Annotated in this window: 20 protein-coding genes; 11 read left to right on the top strand and 9 right to left on the bottom strand. The window is 74.6% G+C overall.

The window, feature by feature from the left end; all coding sequences use genetic code 11:
- Window positions 1–73: 73 nt before the first annotated feature.
- From AB0D44_RS07935 to AB0D44_RS07925, 3 genes are all read right to left on the bottom strand, one after another.
- Complete coding sequence (locus AB0D44_RS07935; RefSeq protein WP_362586070.1) at window positions 74–1,867, bottom strand: ABC transporter permease/substrate binding protein; 1,794 nt, start codon at window positions 1,865–1,867, stop codon at window positions 74–76.
- A complete protein-coding gene (locus AB0D44_RS07930) occupies window positions 1,867–2,925 on the bottom strand; it encodes a betaine/proline/choline family ABC transporter ATP-binding protein (RefSeq protein ID WP_362586191.1) in 1,059 nt (352 codons plus the stop codon). Before AB0D44_RS07930 ends, AB0D44_RS07935 begins: the two co-directional genes overlap by 1 nt.
- A gap of 174 nt (window positions 2,926–3,099) precedes the next feature.
- Window positions 3,100–4,080 carry a SigB/SigF/SigG family RNA polymerase sigma factor gene (locus AB0D44_RS07925; RefSeq protein WP_362586067.1) on the bottom strand — a complete coding sequence of 327 codons (981 nt, stop codon included), beginning with the start codon at window positions 4,078–4,080 and terminating at the stop codon, window positions 3,100–3,102.
- Window positions 4,081–4,225: 145 nt separating this feature from the next.
- On the opposite strand from AB0D44_RS07925, the gene AB0D44_RS07920 reads away from it, so the two are divergent.
- Window positions 4,226–4,615, top strand: coding sequence for a helix-turn-helix domain-containing protein (locus tag AB0D44_RS07920; protein WP_362586064.1), 390 nt, complete (start codon window positions 4,226–4,228; stop codon window positions 4,613–4,615).
- On the opposite strand, the gene AB0D44_RS07915 is transcribed toward AB0D44_RS07920, so the two are convergent.
- Complete coding sequence (locus tag AB0D44_RS07915; protein WP_362586061.1) at window positions 4,608–5,396, bottom strand: GntR family transcriptional regulator; 789 nt, start codon at window positions 5,394–5,396, stop codon at window positions 4,608–4,610. The two genes, AB0D44_RS07920 and AB0D44_RS07915, sit on opposite strands and share 8 nt — an antisense overlap.
- Before the next feature lie 114 nt (window positions 5,397–5,510).
- Complete coding sequence (locus AB0D44_RS07910; protein WP_362586188.1) at window positions 5,511–7,067, bottom strand: IucA/IucC family protein; 1,557 nt, start codon at window positions 7,065–7,067, stop codon at window positions 5,511–5,513.
- 119 nt (window positions 7,068–7,186) lie between these two features.
- Between AB0D44_RS07910 and AB0D44_RS07905 the strand changes: the two genes are divergently transcribed.
- The 4 genes from AB0D44_RS07905 to AB0D44_RS07890 all read left to right on the top strand — a co-directional run bounded on the left by AB0D44_RS07905 (window position 7,187) and on the right by AB0D44_RS07890 (window position 13,150).
- The gene (locus AB0D44_RS07905; RefSeq protein WP_362586058.1) at window positions 7,187–8,713 is read left to right on the top strand and encodes an IucA/IucC family protein; all 1,527 of its coding nucleotides are present in this window, start codon (window positions 7,187–7,189) and stop codon (window positions 8,711–8,713) included.
- Window positions 8,714–8,835: 122 nt separating this feature from the next.
- Entirely contained in the window at window positions 8,836–10,287 is a 1,452-nt protein-coding gene (argG, locus tag AB0D44_RS07900) for an argininosuccinate synthase (protein ID WP_362586055.1), read from the top strand.
- A gap of 139 nt (window positions 10,288–10,426) precedes the next feature.
- Window positions 10,427–11,938 carry an FAD-binding oxidoreductase gene (locus AB0D44_RS07895; protein ID WP_362586052.1) on the top strand — a complete coding sequence of 504 codons (1,512 nt, stop codon included), beginning with the start codon at window positions 10,427–10,429 and terminating at the stop codon, window positions 11,936–11,938.
- 9 nt (window positions 11,939–11,947) lie between these two features.
- Window positions 11,948–13,150, top strand: coding sequence for a trypsin-like peptidase domain-containing protein (locus tag AB0D44_RS07890; protein ID WP_362586050.1), 1,203 nt, complete (start codon window positions 11,948–11,950; stop codon window positions 13,148–13,150).
- Here the strand turns inward: AB0D44_RS07890 and AB0D44_RS07885 are convergent.
- Both AB0D44_RS07885 and AB0D44_RS07880 read right to left on the bottom strand, forming a co-directional pair.
- Window positions 13,104–13,496 carry a hypothetical protein gene (locus tag AB0D44_RS07885; protein ID WP_362586047.1) on the bottom strand — a complete coding sequence of 131 codons (393 nt, stop codon included), beginning with the start codon at window positions 13,494–13,496 and terminating at the stop codon, window positions 13,104–13,106. The genes AB0D44_RS07890 and AB0D44_RS07885 overlap by 47 nt on opposite strands.
- A gap of 65 nt (window positions 13,497–13,561) precedes the next feature.
- A complete protein-coding gene (locus AB0D44_RS07880) occupies window positions 13,562–14,509 on the bottom strand; it encodes an AEC family transporter (protein WP_362586044.1) in 948 nt (315 codons plus the stop codon).
- 72 nt (window positions 14,510–14,581) lie between these two features.
- Here AB0D44_RS07880 and AB0D44_RS07875 point away from each other — a divergent pair, with 72 nt between their 5' ends.
- From AB0D44_RS07875 to AB0D44_RS07860, 4 genes are all read left to right on the top strand, one after another.
- The gene (locus tag AB0D44_RS07875; RefSeq protein ID WP_362586042.1) at window positions 14,582–15,934 is read left to right on the top strand and encodes a sensor histidine kinase; all 1,353 of its coding nucleotides are present in this window, start codon (window positions 14,582–14,584) and stop codon (window positions 15,932–15,934) included.
- Window positions 15,931–16,611, top strand: coding sequence for a response regulator transcription factor (locus tag AB0D44_RS07870; RefSeq protein ID WP_362586039.1), 681 nt, complete (start codon window positions 15,931–15,933; stop codon window positions 16,609–16,611). Before AB0D44_RS07875 ends, AB0D44_RS07870 begins: the two co-directional genes overlap by 4 nt.
- A 154-nt stretch (window positions 16,612–16,765) precedes the next feature.
- Window positions 16,766–17,809 carry an alpha/beta hydrolase gene (locus AB0D44_RS07865; protein ID WP_362586037.1) on the top strand — a complete coding sequence of 348 codons (1,044 nt, stop codon included), beginning with the start codon at window positions 16,766–16,768 and terminating at the stop codon, window positions 17,807–17,809.
- 68 nt (window positions 17,810–17,877) lie between these two features.
- A complete protein-coding gene (locus tag AB0D44_RS07860; RefSeq protein WP_362586035.1) occupies window positions 17,878–19,098 on the top strand; it encodes an acyltransferase in 1,221 nt (406 codons plus the stop codon).
- Window positions 19,099–19,159: 61 nt separating this feature from the next.
- Here AB0D44_RS07860 and AB0D44_RS07855 read toward each other — a convergent pair whose 3' ends face one another.
- Window positions 19,160–19,582, bottom strand: a complete 423-nt coding sequence (locus tag AB0D44_RS07855; protein ID WP_362586033.1) for a DUF350 domain-containing protein — start codon at window positions 19,580–19,582, stop codon at window positions 19,160–19,162.
- Between the two features lie 95 nt (window positions 19,583–19,677).
- Between AB0D44_RS07855 and AB0D44_RS07850 the strand changes: the two genes are divergently transcribed.
- Window positions 19,678–21,441, top strand: coding sequence for a GNAT family N-acetyltransferase (locus AB0D44_RS07850; RefSeq protein ID WP_362586031.1), 1,764 nt, complete (start codon window positions 19,678–19,680; stop codon window positions 21,439–21,441).
- 82 nt (window positions 21,442–21,523) lie between these two features.
- Here the strand turns inward: AB0D44_RS07850 and AB0D44_RS07845 are convergent, their stop codons facing one another.
- Window positions 21,524–23,542: an AMP-binding protein gene (locus AB0D44_RS07845; protein WP_362586028.1), complete on the bottom strand. Its 2,019-nt coding sequence runs from the start codon at window positions 23,540–23,542 to the stop codon at window positions 21,524–21,526.
- A gap of 137 nt (window positions 23,543–23,679) precedes the next feature.
- Between AB0D44_RS07845 and AB0D44_RS07840 the strand changes: the two genes are divergently transcribed.
- Window positions 23,680–25,593 carry an ABC transporter ATP-binding protein gene (locus AB0D44_RS07840; protein WP_362586025.1) on the top strand — a complete coding sequence of 638 codons (1,914 nt, stop codon included), beginning with the start codon at window positions 23,680–23,682 and terminating at the stop codon, window positions 25,591–25,593.

Below are 25,593 nucleotides of genomic sequence, written 5' to 3'. Positions count from 1 at the left end.
ACCGCACCCATCCCTGCCCGCTCACCGCCCGGCCGCCCCGGAGTCCACACGGCGTGGACCCCGGGGCACGCGGTCAGGCGAGCTCGTCGACCTCGGGGTGCTCGGCCAGCCAGGCGCGGACCGCCTGCTGCTCCTTGCCCTTGCCGGTGCCTTGGATCTCGGCCTCCAGGCTGGTCAGCTGCTGCTCGGTGAGCTTGAAGGAGCTCAGCCACCGCGCCACGTCGGGCTCGTCGGCGGCGAACCCCTTGCGGGCCAGGGTGTGGATGCCGTCACCCGTGCCCCAGACCCCCTTCGGGTCCTCCAGCTTGGTGAGCTCGTACGTGGAGTACGCCCAGTGCGGGGACCACAGCACGGTCACGACGGGCTCCTTCTTGTCGTAGGCCCGCTTGAGCTCGGCGAGCATGCCGGGGGTCGACCCGTCGACGACCTGGTACTCGCCTTCCAGCCCGTACTCCTTGAGGACCTTGTCCTTCAGGATCGACATGACGCCCGCGCTCGGCTCGATGCCGATGATGCGGCCCTTGAACCGTGCGGACTTGCCCTTGAGGTCGGCCAGCGAGCGCACGTCCTTCACGTACGAGGGCACGGACAGCTCCAGGGAGGTGGGGCCGTACCAGGAGCCGAGGTCCTCCAGCTCGTTCCCGTACTTCTCCCAGTACTGGGCGTGCGTGACGGGCAGCCAGGCGTCGGTCTGGAAGTCCAGCTGGCCGCCGGCCAGGCCCGTGTAGAGCGCGCCGGCCTCCAGCTGGCGGGTGTCGACCTTGAAGCCGCGCCGCTCCAGGAGCTCCTTCCACAGGAAGGTGGAGGCGATGCCCTCGTCCCACGGGATGTAGCCGACGGAGAGCGTGCGGCCCTTGCCGACGTCCGCGGCGCCGGCCGGTCCGTCCTGGGCGGCCGGGCCGCCGAAGGTGCCCAGGCCCGCGGCGACGAGGGCGAGGACGACGGCCCCGGTGAGGGCGTGGGCGGGCTGGGGGCGGTGGGTCCACAGGCGGGCCGCGCCGGTGGCGGCGGACCGTACCGTGGCGAGGGCACGCCGGCCGAGCGGGGAGACCTGGCTGCCGAGCGCCCCGGTCATCCGGTCGAGGTACATGGCCAGGATCACGATCGAGATGCCCGCCTCGAACCCGAGGCCGATGTCGACGTTGCCGATGGCCCGGTAGACGGCGCCGCCGAGACCGCCGCCGCCGACCATGCCCGCGATGACGACCATGGACAGGCCGAGCATGATGACCTGGTTGACGCCCGCCATGATGCTCGGCAGGGCGAGCGGCAGCTGGACGCGGACCAGGGTGTCGCGCGGTGCGGTACCGAAGGCGTCCGCGGCCTCCACCAGGTCCGGGTCGACCTGACGGATGCCGAGCTCGGTCATCCGCACGCCCGGCGGCAGCGAGAAGATGATGGTGGCGATGATGCCGGGCACCACGCCCACCCCGAAGAAGATGATGCCGGGGATCAGGTAGACCATGGCCGGCATGGTCTGCATGAAGTCCAGGACCGGCCGCAGGACGGCGCTGACCCGGTCGGAGCGCGAGGCCCCTATGCCGAGCGGGACGGCGAACAGCAGCGTGACGAGGGTGGCGACCAGGACCAGGGACAGCGTGGACATGGCCTCGGACCACAGGCCCACGGAGTCGACGAGGGCGAAGCCCGCGAAGGCCAGCAGGCCCGCGAGGAGCCCGCGCAGCCACCAGGCGCCGACGGCGAGGATGCCCGCGAACAGCAGCGGGGCGGGTGCGGACAGGACGGCGTCGATGCCGTCGTAGAGGCCGGTGACGACGGCGCTGATGGCGTCGAACAGCCAGGACAGGTGGCTCTGGAGGAAGTCGACGCCGCGGTCGACCCAGGCGCCGAGGTGCAGACGGGGCATCAGGCCGCCACCTCCGCGCAGGCCATCGGGGGCCGCGGTTCGTCACCGATGAAGGCGATGAGCCGGTCCTGCGGAACCGAGCCGATGACCGCGCCGTCCGCGCCGGTCACGGCGACCGGGTGCGGGACGCGGGCGCTGACGGCGCACAGGTCGGCGAGCGGGGTGTCGGCGTGGACGGTCGGGCAGGCGCAGGCGCCCGCGCCGGTGGGCTCGTCCATGACGGCGTCGGCCGTGAGCACGCGCGAGCGGTCCACGTCCTGGATGAAGGAGGCGACGTAGTCGTCGGCGGGCCGGATGAGGATGTCCTCGGCGGTGCCCTGCTGGACGATGCGCCCGTCGCGCATCACGGCGATGCCGTCACCCAGGCGCATGGCCTCGTTGAGGTCGTGGGTGATGAAGACGATGGTCTTCTTCAGCCGCCGCTGCAGTTCGAGGAGCTGGTCCTGCATGTCGCGGCGGATCAGCGGGTCGAGGGCGCTGAAGGACTCGTCCATCAGCAGCAGGTCGGCGTCGGTGGCCAGGGCGCGGGCCAGGCCCACGCGCTGCTGCATGCCGCCGGAGAGCTCGTCGGGCCAGGACTTCTCCCAGCCGCCGAGACCGCACAGCGCCAGGGCCTCGGCGGCCCGGCGTTCGCGCTCGGCCCGGGGGACGCCCTGGACCTCCAGTCCGTACGCGGCGTTCTCGAGGACGTCCCGGTGCGGGAACAGTGCGAAGTGCTGGAAGACCATGCTGATCTTGGTGGAGCGGACCCGGCGCAGCTCGCGCGCCCCGAGCGCGGTGAGGTCCTCGCCGTCGAAGAGGATGCGTCCCGCGGTGGGCTCCAGCAGTCCGTTGAGCATGCGCAGCAGCGTGGACTTGCCGGATCCCGACAGACCCATGACCACGAAGATCTGGCCGGGCTCGACGCTGAAGGAGGCGTCGATGACCGCGGCCGTCGTGCCGCCGGCGCGCAGCTCCTCGCGGCCGGCGCCGTCCCGCAGCGCGCGGACCGCGGCCGCCTGGTCGCCGGGGTGTCTGCCGAACACCTTGTAGACGTGCTCGGCCTGGAGCGTGGACACATACACCTCGCGGGTCGTACCGGGTACGGCGCGCGCCGGTCCGGCCGGCGGGCCGTGGAGCGGGACGGGATCTGCCCGCGTGCGCCACGCGCTCCGGCGGGCTGCGCCGGAGCACATGGTTCCGCTCCAGCCCCGCCCGTTCCCGGCATTCACCCGAGCAAACGCAAAGGTGATCTACCTCACGGCAGCGGTCCGCTGCCCGGCCCCGGGCTCGTCCTCGAGCATGGAGTCGCGCAGGTGCCCCAGGATCCGGTTCAGCAGCCGCGAGACCTGCATCTGCGAGATGCCGAGCTCGGCGCCGATCTGGGCCTGGGTCAGCTCCTCGCCGAAGCGCATCCGCAGCATGCGGCGTTCGCGCTCGCCCAGCCGTTCCAGCAGCGGCGCCAGGGTCTGGATGTCCTCGACCAGTTCCATGGCCGGCTCCTCCTCGCCGATGACCTCGGCGAGCGTGTGCCCCTCGGACGGGCCGCCGCCGTACTCGGACAGGGCGGCCTGCGGGGCGTCCAGGGAGCCGCTGGTGTGTGCGTTGGCGGCGAAGAGCCCTTCGATCACCTCTTCCTCCGAGAGGTCGAGGCGTTCGGCGAGATCCGCGACCGTGGGCGACCGGTCGAGCTCGCTCGTCAGCGTCTCCTTCGCCTTCGCGATGTCGATGCGCAGCTCCTGGAGCCGGCGCGGGACGCGGACGGCCCAGGACGTGTCGCGGAAGTGCCGCTTGATCTCGCCCGTGATGTACGGCATGGCGAGGGTGGAGAACTCGTTCTCGCGGGCCGGGTCGAACCGGTCGATGGCCTTGATCAGGCCGATGGTGCCGACCTGGACGATGTCCTCGATGTCACCGCCCTCCCCGCGGCTGCGGAAGCGGCGCACGGCGTACTGGACGAGTGAGGCGTTCATCTCAATGAGGGTGTTGCGGACGTACTGGTATTCCGGGGTGCCCTCGGACAGGGCGCGCAGTCGCCGGAAGAAGACCTTCGAGAGCTCCCTCGCGTCCGCCGGGGCCATCTCCCGGGGATCGTCGATCCGCGGTACGCCGGCGCTGAGGGCCGCGGAGTCGGCGCTCCGGCGCGGGCTCGGGACGGCGGCGGGTGCGGCCGTGGGGGCGGGGACGCCGTCCGTGACGGCGGCGGTATGGGAGGACGGGGCAGGGACCGGCATGGGGTTCGCTCCTTGGGCTGGTCGGCTTGCGGCGCGGGACCTTGACTGCCGTAGATGGTGGACCTCTTCTTCTCTCCCGTCAAGAATTACCGGAAATGTGTTTCACGTCTTGCGTCACGTGAATCACACATCGCATCATGGTGGTATGGGGAGCATGTCTCAGCGGAACAACTGGACGTTCCTGACGAATCACGCCCGCGTTCTGGTGACCATCGCCCGGGACCCGGCCGTGCGGCTCAGGGACGTCGCCGCCGTGTGCGGACTGACCGAGCGCACCGTCCAGACCATCGTCACCGACCTGGAGACCGACGGGTACCTGCGGCGCGTCCGCGACGGGCGGCGCAACCGGTACGAGATCTCCCCCGGCGCGGTCTTCCGCCACCCGGCCGAGGCGGGCGTCCAGGTGGCCGGCCTGCTCGCCCTGCTGACCGGCGCCGCCGCCGACCCGGCCGCCCCGGCCCCGTCCCGGGATCCGGCCGACGCGGAGGCCGGCGAGCTCCTCGGGATCGCCCCGGCCTTCGACCCTTCTACGTGACGCGGAAGCCGGCGACGGGGCGGTGGTCGCGGTGGAAGGTCAGCCGGTCCCAGGTGGGAAAGGCCAGGTCGGTGATAGTCAGCAGCCGGCCCGAGGTGTCGTGCAGGGTGCGGCGCACGGTCAGGCCGCAGGACTGGGCGGCGTCCGGCGGCCGGACGGTGCGGGTCAGGGTCAGGGTCTCGGCGACCCGGCCGGTCGCCTCGGCCCGCTCCAGCCAGCGGTGCAGGGGCCTCAGGTCCTCGTCGCGGACCGCCGGCGGCCGGTCGCGGTAGCGGGCGAGCTCGGGGCTCTGCGCGACGGCCTCCCGGCTGAGGTAGGTGACCGCGTGCCGCACGGCCTCGCCCGCCGGGCCCCGTTCGCGCCGGTGGTGGACGAGGGTGCGCTCGCCGCCGGTGATGCCGAGCAGCCGGCCGAGCGAGGGCGGCACGGTGACCAGCGTCAGCCAGCTCTGCATACGGACCGGTACGGGGGTCAGCTCCGGCGCGGCCACCGGTACGGGCGCACGGTCCGGTGCGGGCGCGGACGCCCCGGGTACGGGAGCCGCGGCGGCGACGCGCGTGCCCCGGCGGCCGGTGACCACGAGGCCCTCCTCGCGCAGGTGCTGGAGCGCGGCCCTGATGGTCTGACGGTTGACCTGGTAGCGGGCGGCCAGGCTGCGCTCGGACGGCAGCCTGCCGCCGGGGAGGTGCGCGGCGCGGTGGAGTTCGTCCCGTAGCGCTGCGGCGATCCGCTGGTACTTGGGGCTTGCGGCCGGGCCGCCGCCCCGCGAAGGGGAGGGCATGGCTTCTCCTCTGACGGGTGGTCAAGGACTGCGCGGTCTGCCCGACCAACCTAGCATTGGTCTATACCTTTGAGTGAGGGGACGTCACGGAACGCCCACACCTTGGCCGGTTCCCTACCCCCGCAGCGGGTTCGCGAGCGGCAGGTAGCGGGCGTCCGCGCCGTCCGCGCGGGTCCAGCGCAGCAGCAGGTTGGTCTTGGCCGGCAGGGTCGGCGCGCTGAGCAGCTCCCCGATCTCGGGGAGCCCGCGCTCGGCGTCGTAGCGCAGGAACTCCTCCCGTACGGCCGGCCACACGAGCCGGGAGATGTCCGGATGACGCTCGGCGAGCGCCCCGGCCATCTCCGCCAGGTGGTTGACGACCAGGCAGTAGACCAGCCGCTGCCAGGCCGCCGCCCGCTCGAGGTCGGGCAGGAGCTTGACCCCCTCCGCGTCGCGGAAGAGGGCCTGGACCGGCAGGCCCGCCCCGTCCACCGCGACCAGGGTGTTCTGGAGGTGCGCCTCCAGCACGATGCCGTGGCGGGCGAACAGCTCCAGTACCGGGGGCACGACGTGGCGCAGGTACGCCCGCCACCATCCCGCCGGGTCGGCGGTGCGCGCGAGCGGGCTTCCGGCGTAGCCCTCGGCGAGTGCGGCCGCCAGCAGCGGAGTGGCCCCGGGCGCGGTGCGGGCGCGCCCGTCGCGGGCGCCGAAGCCGTCGCGGACCAGGACGGCGAGCTCCTCGAAGGCGAAGCCCGCAGTGCGGTAGCCGCGGTCGGCGAGCCAGGCCGCACCCGACCCCGCCCGGCGCAGCGCGGCGAACCCGGCTTCGACGGCGGCGTCGGTGCGGCGCAGCTTCAGCAGGTCGTGGCGCCACAGCCGGCGTACGTCGTTGGTGATCCGGACGTCGAGGCTGAACTTCACGAACGCGTCGGCCGGAGGCCCGGGTACGTACAGGGTCCGGATCGAGGCGGTGGGCCAGGCGGGCAGACGGCTCTCGCCGAGCCGCAGCAGCCGCCCGTCGGCGAAGGCCTCGCGGACCGCCGGCCGGGAGCCGACCAGGTCCAGCTGCCAGGGGTGGGCCGGCAGCAGCCGGTATCCGGCGGGCGGGCGCGGCCCGTCGAGGGCGTCGGCGAGGGAGTCGATCGCCGCGGCGGCGGCCGGCCCGCCCTCCTCGGCGGCCTGGTCCTCGCGCAGCCCCAGGAAGACCAGCGGGAAGCGGGCGTGGGCCTCCGGCGCGTAGGGCAGCCAGCTCCCGGCCGGGGCCCCGCCGCGGGCCTTGGGCGCGGGGTGGTGCGGGTGGCCCATGACCAGGGACTGCTCGGAGAGGAGGTACGGGTCGGCCGGGGTCCGGGCGACGGAGCGGGCCGCCAGCAGCGCGGCGACGGTGTCCCGGCTGTCGTTGATCTCGACCGGCAGTTCGTCGTTCGGGACGCCCGTGTAGCGGCCCAGTTCGTCGGAGGTGAGTTTGACCAGCTCGGCGTGGCTGAGCGGATGCCAGCCGTCCGCCGTGCGCAGTTCGGGGCGCTCGGGCCGGCGGACGCCCCGCACCCGCAGCAGCCGGCCGCTGCCGCGGAGCCGGTGGACCCCCGTGCCGTGCCCCCCGGCCGGCTCGGCGGCCTCCCGGAGCAGGCAGTTCAGGAGCGGGGTGGCCGCGTAGGCGTCGGCGGCGGCGTTGAAGTCCACGGGTTCCATTCGGTCCTGTCCGGTGTGCCGGAGGTTCGCGAAGGCGTCCACCGGCCGTGATCATCAGTATCCGCGATGATGACGTGATCATCCTGAAAAGCGATATCCCGATGTGCGGAGCTTCCAGCATGTACTTTCCCGACTCCCCTGCCGAAGAGGCCGTCGCAGCCGAGCTGGCCGCGGTGCGCCCCGCGCTCGAGCCGGCGTACACCGGCGCGCTCGGCGGGGCACGGGCCGCCGTGCTGACCCGGCTGTGGCGGGCCCTGGCCTACGAACCGCTGCCGTGGGTGGTGGGCCGGGAGCGGGGCTCCGGGGGCCTGGCGCTGCGGCTGGCCGGGGGCGGTCGCCTGGAGGGCCCGCTGCCGGACGCGTACGCCACCGAGGCGTACGTGCAGGAGGTGCTGCTCGACGGCAGGCCCCACCGGCAGGCCGCGCGGCTGATGACGGCTCTGGGCGTGCCGCACGGGGAGGATTTCGCCGCCGAGCTCGACGGGAGCACCGCCTCCCTCGCGCTCTCCCGGGCCGGACAGCCGGCCGCTGGCACGGAGGACCCCGCCCCGCGGACCACCCGGGAGTGGGAGCAGCGGGTGGTCGACGGGCATCCGTACCACCCGAACTGCCGCTCCCGGCCCGGTTTCACGGTGGCCGAGCAGCTGGCGTACGCGCCCGAGCACCGGCCGGTCGTGGAGCTCGGGCTGGTCGCCGTACGGGCCGAGGAGTGCCTGGTCACGGGCGGCTGGCCGGCGGAGCTGCGGGACGGGGGGCGGATCCTGGTCCCGGTCCACCCGTGGCAGGCGGAGCACGTACTGGACGGCGAGCGCCCGCGCTTGTCCGGCGTCGCGGCGCATCCGCTGATGGCGCTGCGGACGCTCGCCCCTGTGGCGGACGGGGCGCACGTCAAGACGGCCCTGAGCACCCGGCTGACCTCCTCCGTACGGGACATCTCCGGCTACTCGATCGAGACGGCGGCGGCCGTGTCCGCCTTCGCCCAGGCCCTGTCCGAGCGGCTCGACGGCCGGCTGCACGTCACCCGGACGCTGGGCGCGGCCACCGCGCACAGCCCGGACCTGGCAGCCGTGCTGCGCGAGCCGCCGGAGGCGTACGCGGACACCGCCGCCGGCGAGCGGGTGCTTCCGGTGGCGGCGCTGGCCCGGTTCCCCCCGGCCCGCTCGGCGGCCTGGCTGGCCGAGTTCGCCCACCTCGCCCTCTCGGTGTGCCTGCGCGTGCTGGAACTCGGCGTGGCCCTGGAGGCCCACGGCCAGAACCTGCTGGTCGTCCTGTCCGCCACCGACGCCCCGGTGCGGCTGGTCTACCGAGATCTCGCCGACATCCGGATCAGCCCGGCCCGGCTGGCGCAGCACGGGCTGCCGCTGCCGCCGCTGTCCGGGCGGCTGATCACCGACGACGTGGCCGCCCTGCGGCGCAAGCTCTTCGGTTCCCTGCTGACCGGGGCGCTGGGCGCGACCGCCGGCTCGGCCCGGGCCTTCGCGACGGCCTTCGCCGGCGCCGAGGCGGCCGGACTGCCGGCCACCGCCGACAGGGAGGCCCTGCTGACGCACGCGCTGCCCACCAAGGCGCTCACCCTGATGCGGCTGAGCCCCGGCGTGCCGGGCGACCAATGGGCTCAGCTGCCCCATCCGCTCGCCGGGGGGTGAGCCGCGGCGCCGATGCCGCCGGGAGCAGGCCGCCGCACCTGGGGCGCGGATACCGAATGGGGCGCGGATACCGAACATCCGACCACGTTGCATGAACATGCATGATGACGCATACTCTTCCTATGTCTAAGGTTCTCACCTCCCTGCCCACCGGCGAGCGCGTCGGCATCGCCTTCTCCGGCGGCCTCGACACCTCCGTCGCGGTCGCGTGGATGCGCGACAAGGGTGCCGTCCCGTGCACCTACACCGCCGACATCGGCCAGTACGACGAGCCCGACATCGCGTCGGTGCCCGGCCGCGCGACGGCGTACGGCGCCGAGATCGCGCGCCTGGTCGACTGCCGCGCCGCGCTGGTCGAGGAGGGTCTGGCCGCGCTCACGTGCGGCGCGTTCCACATCCGGTCCGGCGGCCGCGCCTACTTCAACACCACGCCGCTCGGCCGCGCCGTCACGGGCACCCTGCTGGTCCGGGCGATGCTCGAGGACGACGTGCAGATCTGGGGCGACGGCTCCACCTTCAAGGGCAACGACATCGAGCGGTTCTACCGCTACGGCCTGCTCGCCAACCCGCACCTGCGCATCTACAAGCCGTGGCTCGACGCCGACTTCGTCACCGAGCTCGGCGGCCGCAAGGAGATGTCGGAGTGGCTGCTCGCCCACGACCTCCCCTACCGCGACAGCACCGAGAAGGCGTACTCCACCGACGCCAACATCTGGGGCGCCACCCACGAGGCCAAGACCCTGGAGCACCTCGACACGGGCGTCGAGACCGTCGAGCCGATCATGGGCGTCCGGTTCTGGGACCCCTCGGTCGAGATCGCCGCCGAGGACGTCACGATCGGCTTCGACCAGGGCCGCCCCGTGACGATCAACGGCAAGGAGTTCGCCTCCCCGGTCGAGCTGGTCATGGAGGCCAACGCCATCGGCGGCCGCCACGGCCTGGGCATGTCGGACCAGATCGAGAACCGGATCATCGAGGCCAAGAGCCGCGGCATCTACGAGGCGCCGGGCATGGCCCTGCTGCACGCCGCGTACGAGCGCCTCGTCAACGCGATCCACAACGAGGACACCCTCGCGCAGTACCACAACGAGGGCCGGCGCCTCGGCCGCCTCATGTACGAGGGGCGCTGGCTGGACCCGCAGGCGCTGATGATCCGCGAGTCCCTCCAGCGCTGGGTCGGCGCGGCGGTCACCGGCGAGGTGACCCTGCGGCTGCGGCGGGGCGAGGACTACTCGATCCTGGACACCACGGGCCCGGCCTTCAGCTACCACCCGGACAAGCTGTCGATGGAGCGCACCGAGGACTCGGCCTTCGGCCCGGTGGACCGGATCGGCCAGCTCACCATGCGCAACCTCGACATCGCCGACTCCCGCGCCAAGCTGGAGCAGTACGCCGCTCTCGGCATCGTCGGCAACACGCACGAGACGCTCATCGGCGCCGCGCAGGCCGCCTCGACCGGGCTGATCGGCGCGATGCCGGAAGGCGGCGCCGAGGTCATCGCCTCCCGCGGCCTGGCCGAGGGCGACGACGAGCAGATGCTCGACCGCGCCGCCATGGAGTTCGGCACCGACTGACCGGCGCCGGCCGACCGGAACCCGCCGCCCGGCACCGACCCGGCTGCCCCCCGACCGCCCGTGGGCCGTTCGGGGGGCAGCCCGGTGTGTGGGGGCCCGCCTGCACGCCGATCGGTGCGGGCGGTGGCAGGAAGGGGGCATGAGCCTCCGTCGGCGCCAGGTCCTGGGCAGTGCGGCCGCGGCCGTCCTCGCTTCGGTCGGGGCGGCCGGCCGGGGCCCCGACTACGGCGCGCTCGCACGCGGGATCGACGGGCGGGTGGTGCTCCCGGCCGACCCGGAGTACCCCGCGGCCCGGCAGCTTTTCCAGCCCCGGTACGACTCCGTGGCCCCGGCGGCGGTGGCCTATCCCGCACACGCCGGTGACGTGGCCGTCTGCCTGGACTTCGCCCGCCGCGCGCCCGTGCCGGTGGTCGCCCGCAGCGGCGGGCACGGCTACGCCGGGTGGTCGACCCGTGCCGGCGGGCTGGTCGTCGACGTCGGCGCCATGGCCGCGGTGGCCGTGGAGGGGGACGGCGTACGGATCGGCGCGGGGGCCCGGCTCGGCGACGTGAACGCGGCCCTGGCGGGGCGGGGACTCGCCGTACCGACCGGACTGTGCCCGTCGGTCGGCATCGCCGGACTCACCCTCGGCGGCGGCCTGGGCCTGTCCTCGCGGACCTACGGCACCACCTCCGACCGGCTCACCGCCGCCCGGGTGGTCACCCCCGACGGCGCCGTGCGCGAGGTGTCCGCCGACCGGGACGCGGAGCTGTTCTGGGCCCTGCGGGGCGGCGGGGGCGGCAACTTCGGGGTGGTCACCGAGTTCCGGTTCGCCACGCACCCGGCGGGCGACTGCGCCTTCGCCGAACTCCACTGGCCGGCCGGCGACTCGGCGGCGGTGCTGCGCGGCTGGCAGGGCTGGCTGGCCGCGCTCCCGGACCCGTTCTGGAGCCAGGTGGAGTTCACGGTCGAGGCGGGAGCCGCGGCGGCGCCCCCGGCGGTGCGGGTGGTGTGCCTCGACGGCGGACCCGCACTGGAACGGCAGCTGACCCGGCTGTCGGACCTGGTCGGACGGCCGGTCCGGGACGGCTGGAGCGTCGTACGGAGCTACGGGGACACCGCACGGGCCCTCGCGGGCTGTCTGGAGCGCAGCCCCGAGCAGTGCCGGCTGCCGGGCACCCTGCCCGGCCGGGACCCGAAGGGCCTGCTGGTCCGGGACTCGTACGCGGCGCGCTCCGACTTCTGGGCGGCCCCCGGGCTGCCGGAGGCGGCGATCGGCGCGGTGCTGGCCGCCGTGCGGCGGTACGGCTCCGCGGTTCCTGCCGGCGGCCTCGCCGTGGTGCAGTTCGACGGGGTCTGCGGGGGCGCCCTGAACCGCATCGCCGCTGCCGACAGCGCCTTCGTCCACCGCGACAGCGCCTTCCTCGCCCAGTACCTCGCCTACTGGCCGCGCTCCGCGACGGGCGCCGATGTGGCCCGGCACCAGGCCTGGCTCGACGGGCTCTGGCAGGACCTGCGGCCCTGGGCGAGCGGCCGGGCGTACCAGAACTACAGCGATCCGCGGCTCGCCGGCTGGCGCGAGGCCTATTACGGGCCCCACCTCTCCCGGCTGGAAGACGTCCGCCGTGCCTACGACCCCGACCGGTTGTTCCGCTTTCCCCAAGCCGTCTAGGAGCTGCGCATGCGACGCCTGCTGACCATGGCCGCGGCTGCGGCCGCCCTGCTGGCGGCCGTGGGGCCACCGCCCGCCGCCGAGGCCTGGAGCGCCGCTCCGGGGGCGGCCGGGCGCTGGACCGCCCGGGCCGCGGAGTCCTTCTGGACCGCCGAGCGGATGGCCGCCGCGACTGCGCTGCCGCCGGATCCCGTCCCGGGCGCGGCTGCCGGAACCGGTCCGGCTGCGGCAGCGGATCCGGACCCGTGGCCTGCTCCACCGCCGCTGCCGTGGGCCCGGCCGCTGCCCCCGCCCGAGCCCGAGCCGGCCCCGACTCCCGGGCCCGCCGGATCCCCCTCCCCCGCTGCACCGACCCCCGTGCCGAGTGGGGACCCGGCGGCGCCCGCGGTCACCGCGCCGACCCCGGCCCCGGTTCCGGCCCCCGTTCCGGCCCCGGCCGTACCGTCCGCCCGGCCCGCCCCCGCGGCGGTCCGCCTTCCCGCCACCAGTCCCGGCGTGGGGCAGGACTTCGACGGTGTCCCCGTCGCCGGCCGGCTGTTCCTGGTCAAGGGCGGCGGCTCGTACTTCTGCACCGCCAGCGTGGTCGCCTCCCCCGGCCGCAACCTGGTGCTCAGCGCGGCACACTGCCTGACCGGCTCCGACACCCGGCAGGTGGCCTTCGTACCGCGGTACACGCGCGCCCGACCGCAGCCGTACGGGATGTTCCCGGTGGTCCGCGACGCGGCCGGCCGCTCCCGGATCTGGATCGATCCGCGCTACCGGTCCCAGGGCCCCGACCGGGCGGCCACCCTCGACGTGGCCTTCGCGCAAGTGGGCCCGGACTCCCGCGGCCGCCCGGTGCAGGACGTGGTCGGCGGCAACCGCCTGGTCACCGGCGCCGGTTACGCCCATCGGCAGGTCACCCTGATCGGCCACCCGGCCTCGGCGGCGCGCCCGCGCGTGTGCGTCAACCGGACGGTGAAGTTCACCAGCAGGGACGCGCGGATCCCGGGCTCGTTCCTGCGGATCGCCTGCACCGGCTATCCCGGCGGGACCAGCGGCGGGCCCTTCCTGGCCCGCTATGACGCGCGGACCGGAACCGGTGACGTGGTCGGGGTGATCGGCGGCTGGAAGACCGGCGGGGACACCGCCGACACCTCGTACAGCTCCTACTTCGGCAGGCAGATCAGGAAGTTGTACGAGAAGGCGGTTGCCGGGGCGAAGGCGGGGTGAGCACCCGGACCCAGCGGGTCCGGCGCGGGTTGCCGACCGTGCGCGGGGTCGCCGGGAGTCCGGCGGCGATCAGCGGGTCGGCGGGCGGCAGCCCGAGCCTGCGACGCAGGTCGGCGAGGGCGGTGTGGACCGGCGCGAGGACCACTTCGGCCCCCGGGTCGATGTGCGCGAGGGCGTGCGCGGTGGTCTCGATGGCCTCGGCGGCGTCCTCGGCGGCGGTCCGGCTCCACCCGCCGGGCGCGCCGGTCCGCCAGGGCGCGACGGTGTCGTAGAGGTGGCAGGCGGCATCGGCCACGGCGTCGGCCCGTTCCCCGACGCCCGGCGCCGCGATGGTCGGCAGTTCCATGCCGGGTCAACGAGCCGGTTCCCTGCGGGGGCACGAGGCGGTGTCCGGCAGCGGGGGCGGGGCGCTCAGGGGGAGACCGCCTGCAGCCAGAGGGGCAGGAGCAGGAGGGTGGCCAGGGAGGTTTTGATCACTATCGAGGCGGAGAGGGCGACGCCCACGTCGTAGCGCTGGGCGAAGATGAACAGGTTCTGCGGGGTGGGCATCGCGGCGAGCAGGACGAGGTACGCGAGCCACTCGCCCCGCACCCCGACCAGCGGCCCGCACACCGCCCAGGTCAGCACCGGGAAGGCGACGCACTTGAAGGCGATGAGGGCCAGCTCCTCGCGGGTGGTGCCCCGCAGGTCCAGGCCGACGCCGCCGAGGTGGAGGCCCAGGGCGAACAGGGCCACCGGGGAGGCGCTGTCGCCGACGAAGGCGGCTGCGTCCAGGACCACGTCCGGAACGTGCACGGACAGCAGGTTGAGCACGATGCCCGCGTTGCAGGCGAGCACCAGCGGCGTGGCGAGCGAGGCACCGAGCGCCCGGGCCAGCCGCCGTCCCGGGCCGCCCGCGCCGGGGCCCGCCCGGCCCAGCTCCATCAGGGAGATGACGACCAGGGACAGGACGCACACCTGGAACAGCAGGATCGGGAAGATCGGGGCGGCCGTCCCGAACACGGTGATGAAGACGGGGACGGCGAAGTAGGCGGTGTTCACCTGGACGCCCGCCATGACGCGCAGGGCCACGGCCCGGGGGTCCCGGATCCCGTGGGCCACGGCCGCCACCGAGACCACGGCCGCGGCGAGGGCGGCCGCCGCGGCGTAGCCGCCGATCGCCCGCCAGTCGAACAGGGCCGCCAGGTCGCCGGCGTAGATGTTGCCGAACAGGTAGCAGGGCACGGCGAAGAGGAAGGCGTAGTCGGAGAAGGCCTTGGCGGCCTCGGCCGGTACGGCCTTGCGGCGGGCGAGCAGCACCCCGCCGCCGAAGGCCAGCAGCACCGGCACCAGCTTCTCCAGAGCGGCTGCCCCACCCATGCGTACCGCTCCTCCGTGATCGTCCGGCGAGCAGCCTATCCCCCGGTCCCGTTGCGCATAGGCTGCCCGATCATGAGCGACAAAGCCCGCTTCCGGCTGGTCGGCCGGACCCGCGCACGCGTCCGTGCCGCCTCGTCCTCCCCCGCATCAAGGGTGCCCGGGGCGCTGACCCAGCTGGCCGTGGTGCTGCGCACGCCCGCCCGGGCGGCGCAACCCCTGTTCGCGCAGGCGCCCAAGACCTGGCAGCGGCTGCTGCCGTTCGCCGTCGCCGGCGTCTTCGTGGTGAGCCTGCTGCCGGTGACCATCGCCGTGCTCGCCAACGACTACGGGCTCGGCGGCGGCTGGTCGGGGGCGCTGGGGGTGGCGCAGACCGTGCCGCTGCTGCTGGCCGTGACCCGGCCGCTGCACGCCTGGGCGCTGGTCCTGCTCGCCGACACGATCGGCGGGGTGCTGTTGGTCCATGCCGACCGGGTGGCCGGGCACGCCTGGCCGTGGACGCCGATGGCCATCGTCGGCTACCTGCTGCTGATGGCCTGCCTGGGACTGCGCGAGTCCATCCGGACCCTCGTCGGGGTGTGGCTGGTGACCGGCGCGGTCGGCACGGTGCTGGGCTTCTTCCGGCCGGCGGGCTCCGTGGACACCGCCGCGCTGCTGTTCGTGCTCGGCGGGGTCGTGCTGGCGCTGACGGGTGCGCTGCGCGGGCTGGGCGATGCGCAGCAGCGGATCGCCGAGCAGGAGAGCATCAGCGAGGCGGAGCGGGCCCGGCGGACCCTGCTCGAGGAACGGGCCCGGATCGCCCGGGAGTTGCACGACGTGGTGGCCCACCACATGTCGGTGATCACCGTGCAGGCCGATTCCGCGCCGTACCGGCTGCCGGGCATGCCGCAGCCGGTGCAGGAGGAGTTCGCGGCGATCGCGGCCAGTGCCCGGGAGTCGCTGGGCGAGATGCGGCGCCTGCTGACCGTGCTCCGCGGTGACGGTACGGAGCGCGCCGAGGGCGAGAAGGCCCCGCAGCCCGGGATCGACCGGCTCCAGCAGCTGGTGGAGGCGACCGTACGGGCGGGGCAGCCGGTGGAGTTGTCCCTGGCCGCCGGCGCGGCCGGGGCGGCTCCGCCCGCGGTGGACCTGTCGGCGTACCGGATCGTGCAGGAGGCGCTCGCCAACGTGGTCCGGCACGCGCCCGGCGCCGCGACGCGGGTTTCGGTGACCGTCGACCAGGACGAGGTCCTGGTGCTCGTGGTCAACGGCCCGGCCCGGGAGGCGGTCGTGGCGCTGGAGAGTTCGGGCACGGGGCACGGTCTGGTCGGGATGCGCGAGCGCGTACGGTTGACCGGCGGGACGCTGGACACCGGTCCGCTGCCCGACGGCGGCTTCCGGGTCGCCGCCCGACTGCCCCTGAACACCCCCAGCGAGGAGTGGCGTTGACCATCCGCGTGATCATCGTCGACGACCAGGCCATGGTGCGGGCCGGGTTCGCCGCGCTGCTGTCGGCGCAGGCCGACATCGACGTGGTGGGCGAGGCGCCCGACGGGCGGCAGGGGGTGCAGGTCTCCCGCGCCACGCACCCGGACGTGGTGCTGATGGACGTGCGGATGCCGGAGATGGACGGGCTGACGGCCGCCCGGGAAATCCTGGATCCCCCGCCCGGGGTGGTGCACCGGCCGAAGGTGCTGATGCTGACGACCTTCGACATCGACGACTACGTGTATGAGGCGCTGCGCGCCGGTGCCTCCGGGTTCCTGCTGAAGGACGCGCCGCCGGCCGACCTGATCGCGGCGGTCCGGGTCGTCGCGTCGGGCGAGGCGCTGCTGGCTCCCTCGGTGACCCGGCGGCTGATCGCGGACTTCGTGCAGCAGCGCCCGGCGCCGCGCAAGGACCCGGCCCTGCGGCTGAACGGCCTCACCCCGCGGGAGTCCGAGGTGCTGGAACTCATCGCGCGCGGGCTGTCGAACCAGGAGATCGCGGGCCATCTGGTGCTCGCGGAGCAGACGGTCAAGACGCACATCGGACGGGTGCTGGCCAAGCTCGGCCTGCGGGACCGGGCGCAGGCGGTGATCTTCGCGTACGAGGCGGGAGTGGTGCGGCCGGGCGACTCCGCCTGAGGAGCCGGACCGCCGCCGCTCCCTCCCCCACTCCCCCTCGCCTTCTCCTCCACCCCCTACCGGGGTATGACATCCGGTTTGGCTCCACGGTCCGACGTCCGGCCCGCTACCTCCTTCCTACCTTCTGCCTCGTCACGAGGAGAGGAGAAGGGGCATGCGCCGCTTCGGAAGGACGTTGGCCACGGCCGCGCTGGCGGTGGCCGTCGTCGGGGGGACCGCGGGATGGGCCTCGGGCGACAGCCAGCGGGCGGTCACGGGGCCGCCGCCCGGCACTGGCCCCTGGCGGGCCGATACGGTGTCCGGCCGGGCGCTGCCCGATCCGGCGCGTGCGACGCCTCACGAGGTGGCCCGGTTCTTCGCCGGACTCGACGAGGCCGAGCGTCTCGCGCTGGTACGGGCCCACCCGCTCGTGGTGGGGAACCTGGACGGGGCTCCGCCCTCCCTGCGGTACGAGGCCAACCGGCTCGCGATCGCCGCCACGGGAGAGGCCCGCTACGCCTCGCTCGGAGCGCCGGACCGGCAGATCCTGGCCTTCGACCCGCGCGGCCGCGGGCAGGTCGCCGAGGTGTTCGGGGACTTGGAGCACCCGGCGCACGTCTCGGTGATCGTGCCGGGGGCCGACAACGACGCCGCCCACCACGACGCCCGGCGCACACCGGCCACCGGACCCGCCGGGATGGCCAGGGCGCTGCGCGCGGCGACCGACGCGTCCACGGCGGTCATCGCCTGGGTCGGGTACACCACCCCGGTCGGGGTGGGCCTGGACGCGGCCGACGGCCGGCTGGCCGAGGCGGGGGCGGTCCGCCTGGCCCGATTCACGGCCGGGCTGGACGCGGTCGGCGCACCCGACCCGGTGCTGTTCTGCCACAGCTACGGCTCGGTGGTCTGCGGGCTGGCGGCCCGGCACACGGACGCCGCCGACCTGGTGGCCTTCGGCTCTCCCGGCATGCGTGCCGACACCGCGGCCGGACTGCGCACCGGCGCCCGGGTGTGGGCGGCCCGCGGCCCCTCCGACTGGATCGCCGACGTTCCGAACGTCCGGTTCGCCGGAATCGGCCACGGCGCCGACCCCACCTCCGCGGGCTTCGGCGCCCGCCGGGTGCCCGCCGCCGACGTGCGCGGCCACACCGGCTACTTCGCGCCCGGCACCGGGTCCCTGGCGGCGTTCGCAGCGATCGCGAAGGGAGAGCTCCGATGACTCCGACGTGTCCGACGAGTCCGATGAAACCGGCGACTTCGGCGACTCCGGCGACTTCGGCGAGCCGGATGAGTGCCCTCGCCCGGCTGCACGCCGCCGCCGGGCGGATCGACCGGCAGACCCCCGCCGGTCGCGACCGCGCGATCGACGGGCTGCGCGCCCTGGCCCTGCTGGCGGTGCCGACGGGCCACTGGCTGCTCGGCGGGTTCACCCTCGACCCCGGCGGCGGCCTGCACAACGCCAGTCCCCTCTCCGCCTTCGGCGCCCTGGCCCCGGCGAGCTGGGTGCTCCAGATGCTCGGCATCTTCTTCCTCGTCGGCGGCTACGCGTCGGCGCTCTCCTTCCGGCGCCGCACGGGCTCGGCGGGCACCTGGCTGAAGGGGCGGACCGTCCGGCTGGGGCGGCCGGTCCTCGGGGTCACGATGGTGTGGGCCCTGGCCGCGCCGGCGTTGTACGCGGCCGGGGTGCCGGAGGTGACGCTGCGGACCGGGGCGACGCTGGTGATCCAGCCGCTGTGGTTCGTCGGGGTGTACGTGGTGATCACCGCGCTGACGCCGTACTGCGTGCGGGCGGCCGGCCGGCTCGGCGGCTGGGCGGCCGCTCCGCTGCTCGCCTCGGTCGCGGTGGTGGACTTTCTGCGCTACGGCCCGCTCGCCGGCTCGGTGCCGGGATGGGTGTCGCTGCTCGCCATCCTGCCGGGCTGGATGTTCGCGTACCAGCTGGGTGTCAGCTGGGGTGAGGGGCGGATCGGGCGGCGCGGCGGCCGGCTGCTGCTGGTGGGCGGGACGCTGCTGTTCGCGGTGCTGCTCGTGGTGTTCCACTACCCGGCGTCGATGGTGGGCGTGCCGGGTGCGGAGCGGACCAACTCCCACCCCCCGTCGCTGCTCGTACTGGCCCTGGCTGCGGCCCAGTCGGGCGCGGCGATCCTGCTGCGCGACCGGCTCGCGAGGCTGCTGGCCCGGCCGGCCCTGTGGGCGCCGGTGGTCGTGGTCAACCTGTGCGCGATGACGATCCTGTGCTGGCACCAGACGGCCATGCTGGCCGCGGCCGTTCCCGGTTCGTTCCTGGGCGCCGTGGCGGGGCTGACGACGGCACCGGACAGCCTGGGATGGATCGCGGCGCGGGTGGCGTGGATGCCGGTGTTCGCGGTGCTGCTGGTGGGCATCGCCCGGTACGCGCGCCGGTTCGAGCGTCCCTCGCGGGCGGTGCGCGGGCACGGGGCCGTGCGACGGACGGTCGCGGGGCTGCTGGCGGCGGGGTTCGCGGTGTTCGCGCTGGGCCTGGCGTAGGACCACGAGAGCGCCGCTCCCCGTGGGGAGCGGCGCTCTCGTCGCGTCGGGTGCGGGCCCGTCAGGCGATCGAGGCGGCCACGATCGCCGCCACGGCGAGGTTGCAGGAGGCGGTGACCCAGACCGCGGGGTGGGGCTCGGGGTCGACGACGATGGCTCCGAGCTTGCCCGGGGTCACCAGGTCGAGCACCAGGAACGCCACCGCCATCAGGACCAGGCCGAGCACGCCGAAGGCCGCGGTCGACAGCAGACCCTTGCCGAAGTCCTGGTAGGTGGTCCAGATCGAGGTGAAGACGATGCCGCCGATGCCCAGGAGCGCGGAGCTCAGCAGCAGGGCGGCGTTGCGGTTGCGCTCCTCCCAGATCTGCTTCGGCAGCTTCCCGGGCGTCAGCACGTCCACGAGGACGATGCCGAGGATCAGCAGCACCAGGCCGAGGGCGCCGAAGGCGCTGGTGCGGCCAAGTCCGTTGATGATGTCGCTCATTGAGAAGCCTGTCTCCGCGTGGGTGGGAAATGATGTGCCGTGGGGAGGCCGAATCTATCGCACGGCCCTGCCCCGGACCATGGGGAGGTCGGCAATTGGTAAAGGTCAGGGCCGCGCGGGCGGCCGAGGCGCAGGCCCTGACCGGGCTGGTGATGCGGTCCAAGGCGTACTGGGGGTACGGGCCGGAGGTCCTGGCCGCCTGCGCGGAGAAACTGCGGATCCGGCCCGGTGACGTGACGGGCCGCCGGGTCGTGGTGGCCGAGGACCCCGAGGGGGCGGTGCTCGGGCTCGCCTCCCTGGACGGGGCCGCCCCGCTCGCCTCGCTGGGGCTGCTGTTCGTGGAGCCGTCGGCCATCGGTCGGGGCGTGGGACGGCTGCTGTACCGGGACGCGCTGCGCCGGGCGGCGGAGCTGGGGGTGCGCCGGCTGGTGATCGATGCCGATCCGCATGCGGCCGGCTTCTACCGGGCGATGGGGGCGCGTGCCGCGCCGGGCGGCCCCGAGGGGCTGGCGAGGTTCGAGGTGTCCCCCGCCCCGCTCGCCGCCTGGGCGCGGGAGTGGACGGGCGGCGGGCGGGCCGTTCACGTGGGCAACGTGGCCGAGTTCAACGCCCAGTTCGCCGATGCCTCCCTGGACCGCGAGCAGGCGGCCGCGCACCACTACGCCTGTCTGGCCGCCTTCTACAGCCCCTGCCCGGCAGCGCTGGTGCTGCCGCGGGCGGTGTCGCGGGGCTGGACCGAGCTGGTCTGCCGCCAGTTGGGCTGGAGCGGGGTGGAGGTGTACGACGGCCTGGTGGAGCGGGGCCCGGGGCTGCTGGACGCCGTACGGGAGCGGCCGGCCCTCGCCGCGCGGCTGACGGGGGCCGGGCTGCCGCTCGTTCCGTGGGGGCTGACCGGGCCGTTCGGGCGGCTGACGGGGCGGCCCTGGGAGCCCGCGGAGCTGCGGTACGAGTCGAAGTCCGCGGCGCACGGCCTGTTCGGCCGGATCCTGGCCGGGGGCGGACACCCCGCCATTCTGCTCCCTGCGCAGTGGCGGCCCGCCACCCGGTGGTCGGCGGCCCGGCTGCTGACCGCACGGGCCGGGGCGGGCGAGAGCAGCGTGCTCAAATCGGAGCACGGTGTCGGGGGTTCGGGCACCACGGTGGTCACCCCCGCGCAGCTGCGGGCGGCGGGCGGGGCGCGCGCCGTGCTGCGGCGGCTGCCGCGCGGGCCGCTGCTGGTGGAGGAGTACGTGCACGGCCCGGCGGGGGACGAAGGGCCGCGCGACCTCACGTACGACGGGTTCGTGGCTGCCGACGGCCGGGTGCACGAGGTCGGCGGGGCGGTCATGGACGTGCGGGACGGCTGCTACGCCGGGGCCACGGTGGGACCCGGGGTGGTGCCCGCCTGGGCGCGCGAGCCGCTCGGCGCCTTCGGTGCGGCGGTGGGCCGCGCGCTCTCGGCCGGCGGCTACCGGGGCTGGTTCGACGTGGACTTCGTGACCGCCGGCGAGGGGCGGCTCGCGCCGACCGAGACCAATCTGCGCCTGACCGGGCCGGCCATCGCCTTCATGGTGGCGGCCCGGCTCGACGCGCTGCGGGGCGCCGGGCACCTCGTACGGATCGCCGACCGGGTGGAGCTCGGCGCGCGGCTGCCCGAGGCGCAGCTGGACGAGCTGTGCGCCGGACTGGCGCGGGAGTGCGCCGAGCTGGGTGCGGTGTTCGTCCCGGCGATCCCGACGGCCGCGTGCGAACCCGTGCCGTGGCTGGGCTTCCTGGTGGCCGCGCACGACGCGCAGACGCTGGACGCGGCCGAGGAGCTGGTTCGGGCCGGGGCCCTGGCGGGTGGGGGGCTGTTCGGCCCGCCCGAGCCGGGCTCGTGAGCGAGCCGGGTCGTCGCGCGAGCCGGGTCGTCCGCGCGAGCCGAGGCCGTGAGCCCGGGCCGGCCGGATGCGGATCAGCCGGTCATTCGTCGAAGTCGAAGGGGTTGGGCGGTTTGGCGATGACATAGGCAGCGACGACGACGCCCGCGATCATCAGGGGGATGTTGAAGGTGTAGACGAGGGCTGCCTGCCGCGGCCAGTTCTGTTTGGCCGCGAGCCGGTAGAGGTTGTCCTGCGGCCACCACGCCAGCAGCAGGTAGGACACCGCCAGGTGCGCGGCGGCGGTGAGACCGCGGCCGCGGCCCCGGCGCGGCATCCGGGCGCGGCCGCGGAACAGGAAGAGCAGGCCGATGCCGAAGGCCACGCACTCGGTGACGTAGAGCAGGAAGAAGAGGAAGGCCCAGGGCTGCGGTACTCCGGTGAGATCCGTCGATCCGGGCCAGAAGACCTTGGTGAGGATCAGGCCGACGAAGCCCATGGCCAAGCCCGCGCAGCCTGCGGCCCAGGAGGCCGGGAACGGACCGGTCGGACCGGCCGGACCGGCCGCGGGCCGCCCGGACTTGCTCCCGGCGGGCTGCGCCGCGGAGGCGCTCAGGATCGGCAGGGGCAGGGCGGTCCGGTCCTCCTGGCCGCCCCGGTTGCGGGGCAGGGAGCGCAGCGGGACCACCCGGAGCGGGATGTCCTCCCGGGGCAGTTTCCCCGCCAGGTGGGCGCGCAGTTCTTCGACGTCCGGCAGCTCGGCGCCCGGGGGCCACGAAGGCGCGCCGGGCCGCGGGGTGGCGTAGGCGACGAGCCGCCGCGGACCGCGGGCGCTGTCCACGCCGTTGACGAGCACCGCGCCGATGCCCTCGTGGCCGCGGATCACGGATTCGACGGGGTGCGGGTCGAGGGAGCGGCCGTCGGGCAGGGTGATCCGGTCGCGGATCCGGCCGCGGAACTCGAGCAGTCCGTCCTCGCGGAGCAGGCCGAGGTCGCCGGTGGGCACCGGGTCGCCGCCGGGCGGCGTGAGGTGTATCTCCCCCTCCCGCACCTCGGCCCGGCAGCCGGGGAAGGGCGTGCCGAGCAGGGAGCGCTCCTCGGGCCCGTCCAGGGGGCGCAGCAGCTGGGGCAGTTCGAACCAGGTGCCGGTGCCCGCTGTCTCGGCGGTGCCGTAGACGTTCAGCACCCGCACGCCGGGGCGCAGCACGGTGTGCAGGGCGGCCAGCTCGTCGAGGTGCAGCCGGTCTCCGGAGAAGGCGATCAGCCGCAGCGACGGGACGTCGGCTCCCGGCGCCCGGCGGGCCTGCGGGACGGGCGTCCGCGGCGCCGCGTGCGGGGTCAGCAGGTGGACGGCGTCGGCGGGGCCCGCGTGGAGCACGGTGACCCCCTGGGACTCGACCGCCGCCGTGACCTCCTCCGCCTTCCAGGGCGCGAGCGCGGGGAGCACGAGCGCGCCGCCCGAGCACAGGGCCCGGGTCCAGCCCGCGGCGAAGGCGGTGACGTCGGGGCGGGCCGTGATCAGGTGCCGGTCCTGCGGGGTCGGCCGGGCGACCTCCGCCCAGCCCTCGTACGCGCCCAGGAGCAGGCCGTGGCCCACGGGGACGGCCCGCGGCTCGGCCGCCCCGGTGAACAGGACCGCTGCGGCGCTGCCCGGCCCGGGAAACGCCGGCGACGCGGCGGGCCGTTCGCCCGCCCCGGGGGCCTCCTCCCCGAACCGGATGACCCTCGGTCCGCTTCCGTCGTCCAGGGCGGCCTGGTGGGCGGGGTGGGTGAGCAGGACGTCGGGCTCGGCGCCGGCGAGCTGGCGGCGCCCGGTGCGCGGGTCGTCGACGTCGAGGACGGTGTAGGCCCCGCCGGCCTTGAGGACCGCGAGGAGGGCGGTGACCAGCTCCGCCTGGCGGACGGTGCCCACGGCCACGCGGCCGCCCCGGGGCAGGCCCGCGGCGAGCAGATGGCGCGCGAGCCGGCCGGCGCGTGCGTCGAGTTGCCCGTAGGTGAGGCTGTCGGTGCCCGCGACGAGCGCAGGGGCCCCGGGGGTGTCCCGTGCCCATTGCTCGAAGCGGTGCAGGACGGTGTCGGCGGTGTACTGACCTGAGCGTGCGGACTCGGATCCCTGCGTCATGGACCGATGATGCCAGCGGGCACCGACAGTGGTCGGCGGACGCGGATTTCGGCCGCTCGAGCCGGAGTTGACCCCGGTTGGAGCGGACGGCCCGCATGCTTGACCTCGACTTCGGTTGAGGTCCTAACGTTCAGGACATGGACATGGAAGTCACCGCCTGGACCTCGCTGCACAGTGCGATCAACGCCCAGCAGGACCGTCGCCCCGTCTCCCGGGCGAGCCTGCGGCGGGTCGCCGCCTTCGCCCGCCCGCACCGCCGTGGGCTCACCTGCTTCCTGCTGCTCAGCGTGGTGACAGCGCTGCTCGCGGTGGCCACGCCGGTGCTCGCCAGCCGGATCGTCGATGCCATCGTGGGCGGCCGGGACAGCGGTACCGTCACCCGCCTCGCCCTGCTCATCGCCCTCATCGCGGTGGCCGAGGCGGGCCTGGGGCTGCTGACCCGCCGTCTCTCCGCCACCCTCGGCGAAGGGCTGATCCTCGATCTGCGGACGGCGGTCTTCGACCACGTGCAGCGGATGCCCGTCGCCTTCTTCACCCGGACCCGGACCGGGGCGCTGGTCAGCCGGCTCAACAACGATGTGATCGGCGCCCAGCGGGCGTTCAGCAACACCCTGTCCGGGGTGGTCGCCAACACCGTGACCCTGCTGCTGACCCTCGCCGTGATGCTGAGCATCTCCTGGCAGATCACCCTGCTGGCCCTGGTGCTGCTGCCGGTGTTCGTGCTGCCGGCCCGCAGGATGGGGACGCGGATGGCGGCCATGCAGCGGGAGGCCTCGGCGCTCAACGCCGCGATGGGCACCCAGATGACCGAGCGGTTCTCCGCGCCCGGCGCGACGCTGGTCAAGCTGTTCGGGCGGCCGGCCGACGAGTCCGCGGAGTTCGCGGCCCGCGCGGCGCGGGTGCGGGACATCGGGATCCGCACGGCGATGGCCCAGTCCGCCTTCATCACGGCCCTCACCCTCGTGTCGGCGCTGGCCCTCGCCCTCGTCTACGGGCTGGGCGGCTACTACGCCCTGCGCGGGACCCTGGACGCCGGCTCCGTGGTGGCCCTCGCCCTGCTTCTGACCCGGCTGTACGCACCGCTGACCGCGCTGGCCGGGGCCCGCGTGGAGGTGATGAGCGCGCTGGTGAGCTTCGAGCGGGTCTTCGAGATCCTCGACCTGAAGCCGCTCATCACCCAGAAGCCGGACGCCCGCACGGTGCCCGACGGTCCGGTGGCCGTGGAGTTCGACCGGGTCTCCTTCGGCTATCCGTCCCCCGACAAGGTCTCGCTCGCCTCCCTGGAGGAGGTCGCCACCCTCGACGCCCGGGGCGGTACGCAGGTCCTGCACGAGGTGTCGTTCCGGGCCGATCCCGGCCGGATGATCGCCCTGGTCGGCTCCTCCGGCGCCGGCAAGTCGACCATCGCGCAGCTGCTGCCGCGGCTGTACGACGCCGACGCGGGCGCGGTCCGCATCGGCGGGGTCGACGTACGGGATCTGACGGCCGACTCGATCCGCGCAACGCTCGGCATGGTCACCCAGGACGGGCACCTCTTCCACGAGTCGGTGCGGGCCAACCTGCTGCTGGCCCGCCCCGAAGCCTCCGAAGAGGAGGTCTGGGAGGCCCTGCGCCGTGCCCGGCTGGACGGGCTGGTCGCCTCGCTGCCGGACGGGCTGGACACGGTCGTCGGGGAGCGCGGCTACCGGCTGTCGGGCGGGGAGCGGCAGCGGCTGACCATCGCGCGGCTGCTGCTGGCCCGGCAGCGGGTGGTGATCCTCGACGAGGCCACCGCGCACCTGGACTCCACCTCGGAGGCGGCGGTGCAGGAGGCGTTGGGCGAGGCCCTCGCGGGCCGGACCGCGGTGGTGATCGCGCACCGGCTGTCGACCGTGCAGGCGGCCGATCTGATCCTCGTGGTCGAGGGCGGGCGGATCGTCGAACGGGGCACGCACACCGAACTGCTGGCGGCGGGCGGCCGGTACGAGGAGCTGTACCGCACCCAGTTCGCGTCGGGGGACACGCCCGCCGACGCGGCTCCGGGCGGCGTGAGGACCGGCTCTGGAGCATGA

The sequence above is a fragment of the Streptomyces sp. NPDC048349 genome (genome assembly GCF_040651925.1).
Lineage (GTDB): Bacteria > Actinomycetota > Actinomycetes > Streptomycetales > Streptomycetaceae > Streptomyces.
This window is presented reverse-complemented; position numbering and strand designations above follow the sequence as displayed.

What these genes read in the sequence shown, in the direction of transcription:
- AB0D44_RS07935 (WP_362586070.1), bottom strand. Translation starts at nt 1,867, where the DNA reads ATGCCCCGTCTGCACCTCGGCGCCTGGGTCGACCGCGGCGTCGACTTC.
- AB0D44_RS07925 (WP_362586067.1), bottom strand. Translation starts at nt 4,080, where the DNA reads ATGCCGGTCCCTGCCCCGTCCTCCCATACCGCCGCCGTCACGGACGGC.
- AB0D44_RS07920 (WP_362586064.1), top strand. Translation starts at nt 4,226, where the DNA reads ATGGGGAGCATGTCTCAGCGGAACAACTGGACGTTCCTGACGAATCAC.
- AB0D44_RS07915 (WP_362586061.1), bottom strand. Translation starts at nt 5,396, where the DNA reads ATGCCCTCCCCTTCGCGGGGCGGCGGCCCGGCCGCAAGCCCCAAGTAC.
- AB0D44_RS07910 (WP_362586188.1), bottom strand. Translation starts at nt 7,067, where the DNA reads ATGGAACCCGTGGACTTCAACGCCGCCGCCGACGCCTACGCGGCCACC.
- AB0D44_RS07905 (WP_362586058.1), top strand. Translation starts at nt 7,187, where the DNA reads ATGTACTTTCCCGACTCCCCTGCCGAAGAGGCCGTCGCAGCCGAGCTG.
- argG (WP_362586055.1), top strand. Translation starts at nt 8,836, where the DNA reads ATGTCTAAGGTTCTCACCTCCCTGCCCACCGGCGAGCGCGTCGGCATC.
- AB0D44_RS07895 (WP_362586052.1), top strand. Translation starts at nt 10,427, where the DNA reads ATGAGCCTCCGTCGGCGCCAGGTCCTGGGCAGTGCGGCCGCGGCCGTC.
- AB0D44_RS07890 (WP_362586050.1), top strand. Translation starts at nt 11,948, where the DNA reads ATGCGACGCCTGCTGACCATGGCCGCGGCTGCGGCCGCCCTGCTGGCG.
- AB0D44_RS07885 (WP_362586047.1), bottom strand. Translation starts at nt 13,496, where the DNA reads ATGGAACTGCCGACCATCGCGGCGCCGGGCGTCGGGGAACGGGCCGAC.
- AB0D44_RS07880 (WP_362586044.1), bottom strand. Translation starts at nt 14,509, where the DNA reads ATGGGTGGGGCAGCCGCTCTGGAGAAGCTGGTGCCGGTGCTGCTGGCC.
- AB0D44_RS07875 (WP_362586042.1), top strand. Translation starts at nt 14,582, where the DNA reads ATGAGCGACAAAGCCCGCTTCCGGCTGGTCGGCCGGACCCGCGCACGC.
- AB0D44_RS07865 (WP_362586037.1), top strand. Translation starts at nt 16,766, where the DNA reads ATGCGCCGCTTCGGAAGGACGTTGGCCACGGCCGCGCTGGCGGTGGCC.
- AB0D44_RS07860 (WP_362586035.1), top strand. Translation starts at nt 17,878, where the DNA reads ATGAGTGCCCTCGCCCGGCTGCACGCCGCCGCCGGGCGGATCGACCGG.
- AB0D44_RS07855 (WP_362586033.1), bottom strand. Translation starts at nt 19,582, where the DNA reads ATGAGCGACATCATCAACGGACTTGGCCGCACCAGCGCCTTCGGCGCC.
- AB0D44_RS07845 (WP_362586028.1), bottom strand. Translation starts at nt 23,542, where the DNA reads ATGACGCAGGGATCCGAGTCCGCACGCTCAGGTCAGTACACCGCCGAC.
- AB0D44_RS07840 (WP_362586025.1), top strand. Translation starts at nt 23,680, where the DNA reads ATGGACATGGAAGTCACCGCCTGGACCTCGCTGCACAGTGCGATCAAC.